13 protein-coding genes are annotated in these 15,069 nt (G+C 70.2%); 5 read left to right on the forward strand and 8 right to left on the reverse strand.

What is annotated here, in order from left to right; genetic code table 11:
* Nucleotides 1-773, reverse strand: a 773-nt coding sequence (locus B0W88_RS21840; protein ID WP_158080912.1) for an FAD-binding oxidoreductase, incomplete at its 3' end; no start/stop codon positions are given.
* Nucleotides 774-881: 108 nt separating this feature from the next.
* Between B0W88_RS21840 and B0W88_RS21845 the strand changes: the two genes are divergently transcribed.
* Entirely contained in the window at nucleotides 882-2,126 is a 1,245-nt protein-coding gene (locus B0W88_RS21845) for a peptide MFS transporter (protein ID WP_077036744.1), read from the forward strand.
* A gap of 9 nt (nucleotides 2,127-2,135) precedes the next feature.
* Here B0W88_RS21845 and B0W88_RS21850 read toward each other — a convergent pair whose 3' ends face one another.
* The gene (locus B0W88_RS21850; RefSeq protein WP_077036745.1) at nucleotides 2,136-2,852 is read right to left on the reverse strand and encodes a helix-turn-helix domain-containing protein; all 717 of its coding nucleotides are present in this window, start codon (nucleotides 2,850-2,852) and stop codon (nucleotides 2,136-2,138) included.
* Nucleotides 2,853-2,989: 137 nt separating this feature from the next.
* Here B0W88_RS21850 and B0W88_RS21855 point away from each other — a divergent pair, with 137 nt between their 5' ends.
* The 4 genes from B0W88_RS21855 to B0W88_RS21870 all read left to right on the forward strand — a co-directional run bounded on the left by B0W88_RS21855 (nucleotide 2,990) and on the right by B0W88_RS21870 (nucleotide 9,119).
* Nucleotides 2,990-5,200, forward strand: a complete 2,211-nt coding sequence (locus B0W88_RS21855) for a TonB-dependent receptor (RefSeq protein WP_083748969.1) — start codon at nucleotides 2,990-2,992, stop codon at nucleotides 5,198-5,200.
* Nucleotides 5,201-5,211: 11 nt separating this feature from the next.
* Complete coding sequence (locus B0W88_RS21860; protein ID WP_077036754.1) at nucleotides 5,212-7,101, forward strand: serine hydrolase; 1,890 nt, start codon at nucleotides 5,212-5,214, stop codon at nucleotides 7,099-7,101.
* A 7-nt stretch (nucleotides 7,102-7,108) separates the two neighbouring features.
* A complete protein-coding gene (locus B0W88_RS21865; RefSeq protein WP_077036746.1) occupies nucleotides 7,109-8,590 on the forward strand; it encodes a M81 family metallopeptidase in 1,482 nt (493 codons plus the stop codon).
* A 73-nt stretch (nucleotides 8,591-8,663) separates the two neighbouring features.
* On the forward strand, nucleotides 8,664-9,119 hold the full coding sequence (locus B0W88_RS21870) for a YciI family protein (protein WP_077036747.1): 456 nt from the start codon (nucleotides 8,664-8,666) through the stop codon (nucleotides 9,117-9,119).
* 93 nt (nucleotides 9,120-9,212) lie between these two features.
* Here the strand turns inward: B0W88_RS21870 and B0W88_RS21875 are convergent, their stop codons facing one another.
* From B0W88_RS21875 to B0W88_RS21895, 6 genes are all read right to left on the reverse strand, one after another.
* The gene (locus tag B0W88_RS21875; protein ID WP_077036748.1) at nucleotides 9,213-9,983 is read right to left on the reverse strand and encodes an ABC transporter substrate-binding protein; all 771 of its coding nucleotides are present in this window, start codon (nucleotides 9,981-9,983) and stop codon (nucleotides 9,213-9,215) included.
* A gap of 16 nt (nucleotides 9,984-9,999) precedes the next feature.
* Entirely contained in the window at nucleotides 10,000-12,336 is a 2,337-nt protein-coding gene (locus B0W88_RS21880) for a Tex family protein (protein ID WP_077036749.1), read from the reverse strand.
* 121 nt (nucleotides 12,337-12,457) lie between these two features.
* Entirely contained in the window at nucleotides 12,458-12,610 is a 153-nt protein-coding gene (locus tag B0W88_RS34450; protein ID WP_198937902.1) for a hypothetical protein, read from the reverse strand.
* Between the two features lie 46 nt (nucleotides 12,611-12,656).
* On the reverse strand, nucleotides 12,657-13,385 hold the full coding sequence (locus tag B0W88_RS21885; RefSeq protein WP_077036750.1) for a mobilization protein: 729 nt from the start codon (nucleotides 13,383-13,385) through the stop codon (nucleotides 12,657-12,659).
* A 59-nt stretch (nucleotides 13,386-13,444) separates the two neighbouring features.
* Complete coding sequence (locus B0W88_RS21890) at nucleotides 13,445-14,593, reverse strand: sterol desaturase family protein (RefSeq protein WP_077036751.1); 1,149 nt, start codon at nucleotides 14,591-14,593, stop codon at nucleotides 13,445-13,447.
* A 12-nt stretch (nucleotides 14,594-14,605) separates the two neighbouring features.
* On the reverse strand, nucleotides 14,606-15,069 hold a 464-nt coding region (locus B0W88_RS21895), incomplete at its 5' end, for a MipA/OmpV family protein (RefSeq protein WP_144006884.1).

Raw genomic sequence — 15,069 nt, forward strand, 5'->3', positions numbered from 1 at the left:
GGGCTGGGCGTCTCGTCGGCCGGGGAGATCAGCAGCAGGCCGGCGTCGGGCTTGAAGTAGCGGCTCTCGTCGATGGCGATGACCGCCGGCCAGGCGGTGGCGTCCAGGCCGTCGGGCACGTCCACCAGTACCGCCGTGCGGCGCAGGGGCTGCAGGCCCAGCGGCGCGATGCCGGCCAGCGCGGCCACCGCGTCGGCCCAGGCGCCGGCGGCGTTGACGACCAGCGGCGCGCGCCACGAGCGGCCGTCGGCGCTGCGGGCCAGCCACAGGCCCTCACCGTCGCGCTCCAGCGCGACCAGCCGCGCATCGCAATGCAGTTCGGCGCCGCCCGCGCGAGCCTGGCGCAGGAAGCCCTGGTGCAGCAGGTCCACGTCGATGTCGGCCGAACTCTCGTCCAGCAGCGCGCCGGCCACCTGCTCCGGCGCCAGCACCGGCACGCGGGCCAGCACCTCGGCGGCATCGAGCGGCCGGGTCCGGCGGCGCACATCCTCATCCTCCGCGAAGGCCTCGGCCACCGACTGCTGGCCGGCGCCGATCAGGAACAGCGTGTCGCGCGGCCTGAGCGCCTCGGGATGCTGCTCGCGGAACATCGGCAGGCTGGCACGGCTCAGCGCCCGCACCGTCGCATTGCCGTAGATCGCCGAGTACAGCGCGGCGGAGCGGCCGGTCGAGTGGTAGCCGGGCTGGGCTTCGGCCTCCAGCATCACGACGCGCACGCCGGCCGCGGCCAGCGAGGCAGCGGCCGAGGCGCCTGCGATCCCGGCGCCGATCACGAGGCAGTCGGCAGCTTGCGGGGCCGACTGCGGGTTTTTCTCTGAATTTTCCATATTGGAAAAAATGTACCATCTGGACATTCAAGATCAATATCCGATGGAACCCTGATGAAAGAGACCTTGTTCGGCCAGCCGCGCGGCCTCACCGTGCTGTTCCTGACCGAGATGTGGGAGAAGTTCTCCTTCTTCGGCATGCGGGCGCTGCAGGTCTACTACATGATCAAGCAGCTGCACTACTCGCAGGCGGACGCCTCCCTGGTCTACGGCCTCTATGCGGGCGGCGTCTACCTGACGCCGATCTTCGGCGGCATGGTGTCGGACCGCTGGCTGGGCCGCCGCCGCGCCATCCTGATCGGCGGCGCGCTGATGGCGGCCGGGCACTTCGCGATGGCGTTCGAGCCGCTGTTCTTCACGGCGCTCACGCTGATCGCGCTGGGCAACGGCCTCTTCCTGCCCAACCTGCCGAGCCAGGTGGGCGACCTCTACGCCCATGACGACCCGCGCCGCGGCGGCGCCTACAACGTCTACTACGTCGGCGTGAACCTGGGCGCGCTGCTGGCGCCCCTCGTCTGCGGCACGCTGGGAGAAATCTATGGCTGGCATGTCGGCTTCGGCGCGGCCGGCGTGGGCATGTGCCTGGGACTGGCGATCTATGCGCTGAACGGGCGCTGGCTGCCGCCCGATGCGCCGCGCACGGAGGCCGTGGCCGCCTCGGCGCAGCGCGACCACGGCGCCAGCGTGCTGCCGCTGCTGGGCGTGGCGCTGGCGGTGATCGTGTTCCGCAGCGCCTACGAGCAGAGCGGCAATGCGCTGGCCGTCTGGGCCGACACGCAGGCCGACCGGCTGCTGCTCGGCTGGACCATCCCGGTCACCTGGATGCAGTCGCTGAACCCGCTGTTCGTCTTCCTGTTCACGCCGCTGGTGGTGGCGGGCTGGCGCCGCGCCGCCGCACGCGGGCGCGAGCCTTCGGCCATCGTCAAGATGGCGCTGGGCGCCGGCGGCGTGGCGCTGTCCTACGCGATGCTGGCCGCGGTGGCGCAGCAGGCCGGCGCGGCGCCGGTCCACGCGGGCTGGCTGCTGCTGTTCTTCGCGCTGTACACGCTGGGCGAGCTCTACATCTTGCCGGTGGGGCTGGGCCTGTTCGCCCGCCTGGCGCCGCCGGGGATGGGGGCCACCGTCATCGCGGCGTGGTTCCTGGCCTCGTTCGGCGGCAACCTGCTGTCGGGCGTCGTCGGCCGGGCCTACGAGGCGATAGGCGCGGCCGGCTTCTTCGCACTGCTGGCGGGCATCGCAGCGGCTGCGGCCCTCGCCCTGCTGGCGCTGCGGCCGGCCGTCGGGCGGATCGACCGCTAACGCGCCGCCTCAGCGGCGTGCAGGCTTGGCCTTCGCCGCCGGCGCCCGCTTGGGCTTCGCCGCCACGGCGGGTTCCTCGGCCATCCGCTGCGAGGCCTCGCGGAACTGCTGCGAGAACACCTCGCCCTGCCCGTGCCGCGGCGCGCAGGAGGCCACCAGCCGGCAGGGGCCGTCGGCGGCCTTCAGGTAGGCGTGGCCCATCTCGCTGTCGAAGTAGATGGAGTCACCGGCCTTCAGCACCACCGGCGCGTACAGGTCCGAATGGAAGGCCACCTCGCCTTCCAGCACGTAGGCGAACTCCTCGCCGGGATGGCGGATCAGGTCGCCGAACTCGGCCTTGAACTCCTCGACGCTGCGCGCCTGCACCTCGACGACGATCGGCGTGAAGCGCTTGTTCAGCAGCTCCGAGGCCAGGTAGACCTGCTGGTAGCTCTGCGTCAGCACCGGCTGGCCCTCGCCGGCGCGGTGCACCACGCGGCGCCCGCCGCCACCCGGCGTGGGCCGCGCGCCCGGCGCGTCGCTGAGCAGCTCGGCCATGTCCACGCCCAGGCCCCGGCTCAACAGCATCAGCTTGTCGTAGGAGAGCGAGACATTGCCCTTCTCCAGCTTGGACAGCGTGGACACGGCCAGCCCCGTGCGTGCGCCCAGCTCGCTGAGCGTGAGGCCCATGCGCTTGCGCACGTTGCGGATGTGGTCGCCCGGGTTGACGGCAGTGTCGTTGGCCATGGTGATCGCTTGAGTTCGGGCGAATGATAGGCCAGCCGGTGTGGCTATCCGTCTCATCTAAGGTTTACACCGATGGGAAATAATTTTCCGAATTGGAAACTAACTCCATTCAAACACCAAACTGTGGAGAGTTGCCCATGCGTCGGCCCATCTGCCCCTCCCGTGTTGTTCCCGTGCCCCGCCACAAGCTCGCGGCATTGCTCGTCCCCGCGCTTGCCGCCCTCGCCCTGCCCGCCGCGCGGGCCGAGGAAGCGGCCACCAAGACCGGCGAGAAGCTCGACACCGTCACCGTGACCGCCACCTTGCGCCGCGAGCCGGTGCGTGAGGTACCGCTGCGGGTGGAGACGCTCAGCGCCGAGACGCTGGAGCGCGCCGGCGCCACCACCCTGTCCGACTACATCGGCGGCCTGCCCGGCGTGGACGTGAAGACCGATGGCGGCCCCGGCCGCGGCACGGTGACGATGCGCGGCGTCAGCATCGGCGAGCAGCAGATCGCCACCGTCGGCATGTATGTGGACAACGTGGCCTTCGGCTCCAGCAGCGCCTTCGTGCACGGCGGCGTGCAGGCGCTGGACCTCTCGCTGCTGGACCTGAACCACATCGAGGTGCTGCGCGGCCCGCAGGGCACGCTCTACGGCGCCGGCTCGATGGGCGGCCTGATCAAGTACGTGACCAACGAGCCCGATACCTCCACCTTCTCCGGCCACGTGGGCCTGGGCCTCAAGACGGTGAAGGACGGCGGCACCGGCCACACCGAGAATGCGGTGCTGAACGTGCCGCTGTCCACCGACGTGGCGGGCCTGCGCATCGCCGCCTTCAACGACCATGACGGCGGCTTCATCCGCGCCACCGGACTGGCCGCCGGCGACAACACCAACGCCGGCAGCACCCGCGGCGCGCGGCTCGCGCTGCTGCTGGAGCCGAGCTCGCGGATGAAGATCCGCCTGGCCGGCACCACCCAGGACATCAAGCGAGACGGCACCGACACCGTCGACTACGACGCCACCACCGGCCGCCCGCTGGTCGGCGACCTGGCCCGCAACCTCGCCACCGCCGAGCCCTATTCGGTCAAGACCCGACTGGTATCGGCCGACGTGGAATACGACTTCGGCTGGGCGCGGCTCAATGCCATCGCGTCCACCCAGCGCCTGGACATGGCCACCGCGCAGGATGCCACCGCCCTGCTCGGCGCCAGCGCCGCGGCCTTCGACTTCGCGCGCCTGGACAACACGATCCGCCTGCGCAAGCAGACCCAGGAACTGCGCCTGACCTCGTCCCGCGGCACGGTCGAATGGCTGCTCGGCCTGTACCACGACAAGGAGACCGGCGGCGTCGGGCAGCTGCTGTTCGGCCAGCTTGCGGGCAACGGCGGCAGCCTGGACCTGCAGGCCAACCAGCAGCCCTCCAGCTACCGCGAGACCGCCGTCTACGGCGACCTGACCTGGAACATCGACCGCGCCTGGTCGCTGACCGGCGGTGCCCGCTTCGCGAAGAACAAGCAGCACTACGCCGTCGTCGGCGCCGGCCCGCTGGATTCGAGCTCCGACTCCGACGACGAGTCCAAGACCTACCTGGCGACGCTGCGCTACACGCTGGACAAGAGCAACAGCCTCTACGCGCGCGCCGCCAGCGGCTACCGTCCCGGCGGCCCCAACCCACCGGCGCTGGACGGCAACCTGCAGGTGATCCCCGACACGCCGCGCAGCTTCAAGCACGACACGCTGTGGAGCTACGAGCTCGGTTACAAGGCCGACCTGCTGGACAAGCGCCTGAACCTCGAGGCCGCGCTCTACCAGATCGACTGGAAGGACGTGCAGCTGCCGGTGGCGCTGGGCGTCAGCACGCTGGTGGGCAACGCCGGCAAGGCGCGCGTGCGCGGCCTGGAACTCGCTGCGCGCTACCAGGCCGATGCCCACTGGCAGCTCAACGGCAGCTTCGCCTGGACCGATCCGAAGCTCAGCGAGGACGCGCCCGGCCTGGCCGCCGCCGGCTCGCGCCTGCCCAATGTGGCCAAGGTCGCACTGACCGCCGGCCTGCGCTACGACTACGCGCTGATGGGCCACGAGTCCTATGCCGGCCTGAACGTGCGCCACGTCGGCCAGCGCAACGCCGGCTATGACCTCGTCGGCAGCTCGGTGCCCAACTTCAGCCTGCCGGCCTACACGATGCTCGACGCGCAATGGGGCCTGGACCTGGGCCGCTGGCAGATCAGCGCCTACGTGCGCAACCTGGCCGACAAGCGCGCGATGCTCGGCGCCGACACCGCACTGACCGCGTTCGGCCTGCCGCTGCACGCCACCATCGCCCAGCCGCGCACGATCGGCGGCACGGTGAGCTTCAATTTCTGAGGATGAGGATGATGAACAAGAAGAGGACGTCGTTGCTCCTTGCGCTGGCCTTCGCGGTCGGCGCGCTTTTCCAGCCCGTGCAGGCGGCGCCCGCCGCCGCGCATGACCTGACCCCCGTCGACGCCGAAGCCTGGCTCGACGGCCTGATGCCCAGCGCCCTGCACACCGCCCGCGTGCCCGGCGCCGTCGTCGTGCTGGTCAAGGACGGCAAGCCGCTGCTGCAGAAGGGCTATGGCTATGCGGACTTCGACAAGCGCGTGCCGGTCGATGCCGAGCACACGCTGTTCCGCCCCGGCTCGGTCTCCAAGCTGTTCACCTGGACCGCGGTGATGCAGCTCGTGGAGCAGGGCAAGCTGGACCTGGACGCGGACGTCAACAAGTACCTGGATTTCCAGATCCCGGCCTGGAAGGGCAAGACCGCCGTCACGCTGCGCCACGCGATGACGCACACCACCGGCTTCGAGGAAACCGCCCGCGACCTGCTCGTCTACGACCAGCCCGGCCCGGACATCGGCAAGGTGCTCAAGCAGTACATCCCGCCGTATCTGTACGAGCCCGGCACCCATCCCGGCTACTCGAACTACGCCACGTCCCTCGCCGGCTACATCGTCCAGCGCGTCAGCGGCCTGCCCTTCGACGACTACATCGAGCAGAAGGTGCTGCTGCCGATCGGCATGACGCAGTCCACCTTCCGCCAGCCGCTGCCGGAGAAGTTCAAGCCCCAGATGTCCAAGGGCTACATGAGCCAGGACGACAAGCCCAAGGGCTTCGAGGTGATCTCGATGCCGCCGGCCGGCAGCCTCTCGGCGCCGGGCTCGGACATGGGCCGCTTCATGATGGCCATCCTCGGCAAGGGCAGGCTCGGCGACGCGCAGATCCTCAAGCCCGAGACGGTCGAGCTGATGCACACCAAGCTGACGAAACCGATGCCCGACCTGCTCGGCATCGGCCTGGGCTTCTACCAGCAGGACGTCAACGGCCACCGCGTCGTCGGCCACGGCGGCGACACCGTGCTGTTCCACACCGACCTGCTGCTGTTCCCCGACGACAACATCGGCCTCTATGTGTCCGTGAACTCGCCCGGCAAGGACGGCCTGGGCAAGTGGCTGCGTGACCGCGTGTTCGAATCCTTCGCCGACCGCTACCTGCCCGACCAGCGCCCGGAATCGAAGCGCGAAGTCGACGAGGCCACCGCCAAGCAGCATGCCGCCACGCTGGCCGGCGCCTACCGCTCGACGCGCCGCGAGGACTCGACCTTCCTCTCGCTGCTCGCGCTGGTGAGCCCGCTGCGCGTGCAGGCGCTGGAAGACGGCCGTGTCGCCATGGACCTGGCCGGCTCGCGCAGCGTGTTCCATGAAACCAAGCCCTGGTTCTGGGAAGAGGACAACGGCAAGCGCCGGCTGCAGGCGGTGCTGGACGAGAACGGCAAGGTCAAGCAGTTCGGCCTGGAGCCCTATGTGTTCGCCTTCATCTTCGAGCCGGTGCCCGCGCTGGCCGGCACGACAGCGCTGGTGCTGTTCTGCGGCGCACTGGCGACCGTCCTGCTGACCGTCCTGCTCTGGCCGGTGGCCGCGATCCTGCGCCGCCGCCACGGCGTGGCCGAGAAGCCGGCCAAGGCCGTCGGCTGGGTGCGCATCGCCAGCGTGGCGAGCCTGGCGGCCTGCGTGCTGTGGGGTTTCGTCGTCGCCGGGCTGGAGGAGCTGAAGGACACCAGCACGATGCTGCCGATCACGCAGCTGGTGACGACGCTGGCCTTCCTCGGCGGGCTGGTGGCGGCGGCGATGGTGCTGCGGCAGAAGACCGTGTCCAGGGCGCTGGGCGGCGTGTGGCTGGCCAGCTTCCTGGTGCTGGTGGTGCTGGGCATCGCCCATCATCTGATCTCGTTCAACCAGTGGTATTGAGGCGCTCATGAAGCTGTTCGTCGCCGGCATGGTCCATGAGACCAACAGCTTCTCGCCGCTGCCCACCAGCGAGGCGTCCTTCGCCGAGCTGGAGCTGATCCGCCGCGGCGATGCCGATGCGCTACCGCGCATCGAGGCGATGGCCGAGCTGGGCGGCGTGCTGGCCGCCTCGCGCCGCAGCGGCGACACCTGGACGCCCGGTCTGTTCGCGCAGGCCCAGCCCTCCGGCCCGCTGGCCCGCGGCGAGTACGAGCGGCTGCGCGACGAGTTGCTGGCCGACCTGCGTGCCGCGCTGATCGAAGGCATCGATGCCGTCGTGCTGATCCTGCACGGCGCGATGCTGGCCGAGGGCTATCCGGACTGCGAGGGCGACCTGCTCGGCCGCGTGCGCGCGATCGTGGGCCCGTCGATGCCGGTCGGCGCGCTGCTGGACCTGCACTGCAATCTCAGTGCGGCGATGGTGGACTCCGGCGCGCTGCTGATCTCGGTCAAGGAGTATCCGCACATCGACTACGCGGCGCGGGGCGAGGAACTGCATGCGCTGCTGACCCGCATGCTCGACGGCAGCCTGGCGAAGCCGCGCGCGCAATGGCTGCGCGTGCCGATGCTGGGCATCTTCGGCACCACGGAAGGGCCGATGCGCGGCTTCGTGCAGCGACTGCAGGCGGTGGAGTCGCTGCCGGGGCTGCTGTCCGTCTCGGCGCTGCATGGCTTCCCGTGGTCGGACACCGAGCACACCGGCGGCGCGCTGCTGGTCTACAGCGAAGACACGCCGCCGCTGGCCTCGATGGCGCAGCAGTTGCTGCAGGAACTCGGCCAGAGCTTCTATGCACTGCGCGAGTCGGCCAGCGCCCGCCGCATGCCGCTGGCGCAGGCGCTGGACGAGGCCGAGCGATCGCTGTCCGACAGGGGCCCGGTGATCGTCGGCGACGGCTCCGACAACCCCGGCGGCGCCGCCGCCTGCGACAGCACCTTCATCCTGCGTGCGCTGCTGGACCGCGGCCTCACCGAGCGCGTGGCGCTGGGCATGTTCTGGGACCCGCAGGCCGTGGCCATCGCGACGGCGGCCGGGCCCGGCGCGCGGCTGGCGCTGCGCATCGGCGGCAAGGTGGGCCCGATGTCCGGCGATCCGGTGGACCTCGAGGTGGAAGTGCTGGCCTGCCGCCCCGATGCCCGTCAGCGCGGCCTCACGCCGGGCGGCTTCGACGCGCTCGGTGCCGCCGTGGCCGTGCGCTCGACGCAAGGCCTGACGCTGATCCTCAACAGCATCCGCCAGCAGGTCTTCTCGCCGGACTGCTTCACCGAGCTGGGCGTGGACCCGGCGGCGCAGCGGCTGGTGGTCGTCAAGTCCACCCAGCACTTCCGCGCCGGCTTCGACCCCATCGCCGCAGCGACGATCTATGCCGATGCCCCGGGCACGCTGCAGGCGGACCTGAGCCTGCTGCCCTACCGGCATCTGCAGCGGCCGATGTGGCCGCTGGATCGCTGACCCGGGAAACTCCGCTGATGGGCCCTCCGGCCGGTTGGGAAGATCACCGGCAGAACAACAGGAGACAAGCCCAGTGAAGACGATAGCCTTCTTGCTCAGCGCGCTGCTGCTCGCCGGCGCCACGGCGGCCCAGACGCCCAACCCCAACTACGACGAGGCGCTCGCCAAGCGCCTGGGCGCCGACGAATACGGCATGCGCTCCTACGTGCTGGTGATCCTGAAGACCGGGCCGAACAAGCTGCCCGCCGGCCCCGAACGCGACGAGATGTATAAGGGCCATTTCGCGAACATCAAGCGCCTGGCCGACGAAGGGAAGCTCGCCGTGGCCGGCCCGCTGGACGGGGCGGACGGCTGGCGCGGCGTGTTCATCTTCGCGGTCAAGGACATCGAGGAGGCAAAGGCGCTGGCTGCCACCGATCCGGTGCTGATCAAGGGCGAGATGGTGGCCGAGTACCACCGCTTCTACAGCAGCGCGGGGCTGATGGAGATCAGCGCGCTGCACGCCAAGCTGGGCAAGAAGTCCTTCTGAGCATCCAGGAAACATCCGTTCGCCCTGAGCCTGTCGAAGGGTCTTCCAACCCACACGGCCCAGGGCTTCGACAGGCTCAGCCCGAACGGTTGGCTACGGCGTCCTGCAGGCCGGTGCCTGCATCCGGTACGGCGCCAGCAATGCCTGCAGCCGGCCGCTGCGGCACATCTGGTCCAGCGCCCGATTGAAGCGCTCGACCTCGGCCGCGGGCATGCTGCGGCGCAGGCCATAGGCCAGGTTGGGCCGCGCGGCCACGCCGGCCAGGCGCAGGCCATTCAGTGATTCGGCGGCGATCAGGTCTTCCGCCACGCGCTCGTTCACCAGCGCGAGGCCGCCGGTGCCGTAGCGGCCGGCCTGCAGCTTGCGCAGCACGGTGGCGTTGTCCAGTTCCAGATGAGGCTGCGCGTTCGTGCCCAGGGCCAGCCGCGTGAGCAGGCGCGAACTGGCCGAAGGGCCGTAGACGCCGACGTTGCGGCCGATCAGGTCGGACGGCGTGCGGTAGGCCACGGTGTCCGCCTTGCGGGCGAAGAAGCCGTAGCGCGTCTCGACCACCGGCGAGGACACATGGAAATCCTCGCGCGGCTCGCCGTGGTCGACCAGCGCGAACACGCCGTCCACCTGGGCCGAAGTCCCGCTGGCCAGCGCCCGCCGCCAGGGCAGCAGTTCGATCTCGCACTGCGCGCCGAGCCGGCCGCACAGCTCGGTCAGGACCACCACCATCGGGCCGACCGCCCGGCCGTCCTTCTCGGCGATGTAGGGCGCGAACTGCTCGGTGACGAAGTGCCAGCGGGTCGTCCCGGCGCGGGCCGTGCCGGCCAGCGCGAAGGTGGCAGCTGCGAGGAAGAACAAGGAGACCTTCCGCATCCGCCCGCTCCGCGTCCTAGCGCTTGAGCTTGGCGAAGGCCGCGGCCATCGCGTTGCCGACCGGCTGCTGCTGCTGCTGCGAGCCGCCGCCCCGCTGCGGGGCCGGCCGCTCGCCGCGCGCCGCGGGCCTGAAGGCGTTGTCGCCGCCGCCCTTGCGCGGCGCCGCCGCGTCGAGCTTCATCGTCAGCGAGATGCGCTTGCGCGCCAGGTCCACTTCCAGCACGCGGACCTTGACGATGTCGCCGGTCTTCACCACCTCTCGCGCATCGGTGACGAACTTGTTCGACAGCTGGCTCACATGGACCAGGCCGTCCTGGTGCACGCCCAGGTCCACGAAGGCGCCGAACTGCGCGACGTTGCTGACCGTGCCTTCCAGCACCATGCCTTCGACCAGGTCCTTGATGTCGTCCACGCCGTCGTTGAAGCGGGCCACCTTGAAGTCCGGACGCGGGTCGCGGCCGGGCTTCTCCAGCTCGGCCAGGATGTCCTTGACCGTGATGGCGCCGAACTTCTCGTCGGCGAAGGCCTCGGGCTTGAGCGTGCGGATGACATCGCTCTTGCCCATGATGTCGGCGATCGGGCGGGCCAGCTTGTCGAGCATGCGCTGGACGACCGGATAGGTCTCCGGATGCACGCCGGACAGGTCCAGCGGATCGTCGCCGTCACGGATGCGCAGGAAGCCGGCCGCCTGCTCGAAGGTCTTGGGGCCCAGGCCGGTCACATCAAGTAATTGCTTACGTGAGCGGAACGAGCCGTTGGCATCGCGCCAGCGAACGATCGAGGCCGCCACCGTGCCGGACAGGCCCGACACGCGCGCCAGCAGCGGCGCGCTGGCGGTGTTCAGGTCCACGCCGACCGAGTTCACGCAGTCCTCGACGATCGCGTTCAGCGTCTTCGCCAGCTCGCTCTGGTTGACGTCGTGCTGGTACTGGCCCACGCCGATGCTCTTCGGGTCGATCTTGACCAGCTCGGCCAGCGGGTCCTGCAGGCGGCGGGCGATGGAGACGGCGCCGCGCAGGCTGACGTCCAGGTCCGGTAGCTCCTTCGAGGCGAACTCGGAGGCGGAATAGACGGAAGCGCCGGCCTCGCTGACGACGACCTTCTCGATCTTCACGTCCGGCGCGATCTGCTGCACGCGCTTGATCAGGTCGCCGGCCAGCTTGTCGGTCTCGCGGCTGGCGGTGCCGTTGCCGATGGCGATCAGGTTGACGCCGTGCGTGGCCACCAGGCGGCCCAGCGTGTGCAGCGAGCCTTCCCAGTCGCGGCGGGGCTCGTGCGGGTAGACGGTGTGGGTGTCCAGCACGCGGCCGGTATCGCTGACCACGGCCACCTTGACGCCGGTGCGGATGCCCGGGTCCAGGCCCATCACGACGCGCTTGCCGGCCGGGGCGGCCAGCAGCAGGTCGCGCAGGTTCTCGGCGAAGACCTTGATCGCCACCGCTTCCGCATCCTCGCGCAGGCGGGCGAACAGGTCGCGCTCCAGGCTCATGCTGAGCTTGACCTTCCAGGTCCAGGCCACGGTCTTGCGGATCAGCGCGTCGCCAGGGCGGTTGGCATGGCTCCAGCCGAGGTGCAGCGCGATGCGGCCTTCCGCCAGGCCGGGCTTGCCGGCGACGGTCTCTTCATCCAGCGCCAGCTTGGCATCGAGGAACTCCAGCGCGCGGCCGCGGAACACGGCCAGCGCCCGGTGCGAGGGCACGGTGCGGATCGGCTCGTCGTAGTCGAAGTAGTCGCGGAACTTGGCGATGTCGGGGTTGTTCTCGTCCTTGCCGTCCATCAGCTTGGACTTGAACAGGCCTTCGGCCCACAGCCATTCCCGCAACTTGCCGATCAGCAGCGCGTCTTCGGCCCAGCGCTCGGAGAGGATGTCGCGCACGCCGTCCAGCACGGCGAACGCATCGGCGAAGCCGGCGTCCGCGTTGATGAACGCAGCGGCCTCGTTCATCGGATCCAGCGCCGGGTCGGCAAACAGCTTGTCCGCCAGCGGCTCCAGCCCCGCTTCGCGGGCGATCATGCCCTTGGTGCGGCGCTTCTGCTTGTAGGGCAGGTAGAGGTCTTCGAGCTCCTGCTTGGTGGGCGCGGCCTCGATGGCGGCGCGCAGCTCGGGCGTCAGCTTGCCCTGCTCCTCGATGCTCTTGAGCACCGCGGCGCGGCGGTCCTCCAGCTCGCGCAGGTAGGCCAGCCGCGCCTCCAGCTCGCGCAGATGCGTGTCGTCGAGGCCGTCGGTGGCCTCCTTGCGGTAACGGGCGATGAAGGGCACCGTGGCGCCCCCATCGAGCAGCTCGACGGCTGCGTTGACCTGGGCCGGCCGAACCTTCAGCTCGGCGGCAATTTGAAGCAGGATCTTGTCCAAGACGTCTGGAACTCGCGTTAGCAAAACTCGGGCGGGAGTGTAGCGGGGGCGACCGCCAGGTCCCGGCGAGGCATGCCGCCGGGCCGCCAGGGCTCGGGAGGGCCAGGTCTTGCGGGCCGCTTCAGCCCGGCTTGTTCTTCAGCTTGCCCTTCGGGATCACGCTGGTCATCGGCGCGACCGGGCGGTCGGAGAAGGAGGTGCCCTCCTTGACGGGGCCGGTGTCCTTCTTCGGCTTCTTGGCGGACTTGTCGTTGCGTTGGACGCCTTTTGGCATGATCGGTGTTCCCTCTGTTTGGTCAGTGCTCGCGCACTCTACTACTTCAGAGCCCGGCCGCCTCGATCTCGCCGCCCGCATGCGCGAGCCACAGCTTCAGCCGCTGGCGCTCCAGCAGGCCCAGCTTGAGCCCGCCGGCATCGGCGCCCGCACGGGCCGCCCAGAAGCTGCTGTTGGTGGCGTCGATCTTGCGGATCAGCGCGTCCTGCAGGTGCCTGACCTTGACGATGCGCGCGCCCAGCGCCATGGCGCGCTCGAGCTGGCCGGAGTTCTCCAACTGCGAAAAGTCGTCGCCGCGCAGCTGGTTCAGCACCAGCACGTACTGCAGCTTGTCGCCGAAGCGGTCCAGCAGCTTCCTCAGCAGGTCCACCGAATCGCGGCCCGAGTCCATCACGTGCCAGTAGCGGATGAGCACGCCCGCTTCCGCGGCCACGTCGAGCACGCCGGACTCCTCCATCCAGCGCGCCAGCGCGTCATGGGTCTGCGCGGCCAGGTCCACCAGCACGCGGTGGCCAGGCTGCTCGACTGCCGTCTCCAGCACCGCATCGAGAGCCTCGTAGCGGTCCACCAGCACGGGGCTGGCGTAGTCCGCGTAGAAGCGCATCAGCGAGCCGTGCGAGCGGTCGGTGTCGAAGCCGGTGAAGGGCATGCGGCGATCGATCAGCTGCTGCGCGATCAGCCGCGCGACCAGCGACTTGCCGACGCCGCCCTTCTCGCCGCCGATCAGGTGGAGGGTCGAGGTGCCGGGGACTTCGTCGTCGAGCGTGGGAATCATTGTGGACCGCCTTGGATGGGATGCCGGATCGTACGCAGGGATCATGCCACCGCGGCATGTCAAGGCGTGACGAGCTGCAAGCCGGCTGCCACCAGCAGGCCGAGCGCCACCCCGCCCAGCCCCGGCAGCCAGCGGCGCGGCGCATCGCGCAGGCAGCGGCCCATGCACCAGAGCGCCACCGCGAGCAGCGCCCCGGCCGCCCACTGGATGCCGGCGGCCAGCGCATCGGCCTGCAGCAGCCAGCTGCCCGTGGCCGCGACACAGGCGATGAACACGGCGCCGGCCCAGGCGCGCGCGGCAGGCGGCAGCGGCGGGTCGAAGCGCGGCTGCGCCAGCCGGCGCGCCGCGGCCTGCGGGTCCTCGGCCTCGACGCCTGGCGGCAGCCAGCCGGGCGACTTGAAGGGCACGCGCAGCCTGTCGAGCCAGCGCGGCGTGGCCGCCATGCGCTGCGCGATCTCCGCGTAGAACTGCGCCACCGCCCACAGCGGCTGCCAGCTCGCCAGCGGCTTGACGGTGCCGTAGACACAGGGCTCGGCCTCCTCCGCGAAGGTGCCGAAGAGGCGGTCCCAGACCACCAGCACCGCCCCGTAGTTGCGATCCAGGTAGCCGGGGTTGACCGCGTGATGGACCCGGTGGTTGGACGGCGTCGAGAACACACGGTCCAGCCAGCCCAGGCGGCCGATGTGCTCGGTATGAATCCAGAACTGGTACAGCAGCACGACCAGGCCCGCGGCGATGAACTGTTCGGTCGAGAAACCCAGCACCGCCAGCGGCAGGAAGAAGGGAAAGCCCATCACCGGATAGAAGCTCTCCTGGCGCAGCGCGGTGCTCAGGTTGAAATGCTCGCTCTGGTGATGCACCGCATGGGCGGCCCAGAACAGGGCGCTGTCATGGCTGACGCGATGCAGCCAGTAGTCGCAGAAGTCATAGCAGACGACGGCCATCACCCAGCCCAGCGGCGTGGCCAGGCGCGCCGCCGGCAGCAGGTGGACGTGGAGCTGCACACGCGGCTGCACCCAGGCGTAGATGCCGGTCTGCAGCAGCGGCGTCAGCGCCGCCACGGCCTGGCTCAGCAGGCCCTGGGCCAGGCTGTTCAGCGTGTCGGCCCAGCCATAGCTGTCGCGGCCGCGGCGCCGGCCCCAGGCCCATTCGAAGGCCATCGCCGGGACAAACACGGGCAGCGCCCAGAGCAGGAAGTCCTCGTGCATGGTCGGTCGCGCTCAGAAGCGGCGCCACAGGCTCAGCGTGAAGGACGGCTGGAAGCGCGACTGCGTCAGCGGCGAGCGCGCCGCCGCGCCCAGCAGGCGCGCGCCCAGCCACTGCCCGCTGAGCGACCAGTCCGCCGAGAACCTGTGCTCGGCGCTGACCGCCAGGCTCCAGTCCTGCCAGCCACGCGAGGGCTGCCAGGCCGGATCGATCCCGAAGCTGCCGCGCAGCTGGGCCGCATTGGCATAGCTGGCCGCCAGGCCGATGCCGATCAGCTCGTCGCCGATCGGCAGGCCGCTGGTGGCGCCCAGCTCCAGCTGCGCACCGTCGCGCCGGCGCCCGCTGCCCCAACTGGCGCCCGACTGCAGCAGCAGGTAGGGCGTGGCCTGCACATTGGCGAACAGCTCGCCGAGCACGCGCGTGCCGGAGGCCTCCGCACCGGCGGGCGCATAGCGCCGCGGCCGGCCCCATTGAGGCC

Origin of the sequence: Pelomonas sp. KK5, from assembly GCF_001984095.1 — a bacterium.
Classification (GTDB): Bacteria; Pseudomonadota; Gammaproteobacteria; order Burkholderiales; family Burkholderiaceae_C; genus KK5.

Bases quoted from the DNA above. Each gene is read 5' to 3' on its own strand.
- B0W88_RS21845 (WP_077036744.1), top strand. From the start codon at position 882: ATGAAAGAGACCTTGTTCGGCCAGCCGCGCGGCCTCACCGTGCTGTTC.
- B0W88_RS21850 (WP_077036745.1), bottom strand. From the start codon at position 2,852: ATGGCCAACGACACTGCCGTCAACCCGGGCGACCACATCCGCAACGTG.
- B0W88_RS21855 (WP_083748969.1), top strand. From the start codon at position 2,990: ATGCGTCGGCCCATCTGCCCCTCCCGTGTTGTTCCCGTGCCCCGCCAC.
- B0W88_RS21860 (WP_077036754.1), top strand. From the start codon at position 5,212: ATGAACAAGAAGAGGACGTCGTTGCTCCTTGCGCTGGCCTTCGCGGTC.
- B0W88_RS21865 (WP_077036746.1), top strand. From the start codon at position 7,109: ATGAAGCTGTTCGTCGCCGGCATGGTCCATGAGACCAACAGCTTCTCG.
- B0W88_RS21875 (WP_077036748.1), bottom strand. From the start codon at position 9,983: ATGCGGAAGGTCTCCTTGTTCTTCCTCGCAGCTGCCACCTTCGCGCTG.
- B0W88_RS34450 (WP_198937902.1), bottom strand. From the start codon at position 12,610: ATGCCAAAAGGCGTCCAACGCAACGACAAGTCCGCCAAGAAGCCGAAG.
- B0W88_RS21885 (WP_077036750.1), bottom strand. From the start codon at position 13,385: ATGATTCCCACGCTCGACGACGAAGTCCCCGGCACCTCGACCCTCCAC.
- B0W88_RS21890 (WP_077036751.1), bottom strand. From the start codon at position 14,593: ATGCACGAGGACTTCCTGCTCTGGGCGCTGCCCGTGTTTGTCCCGGCG.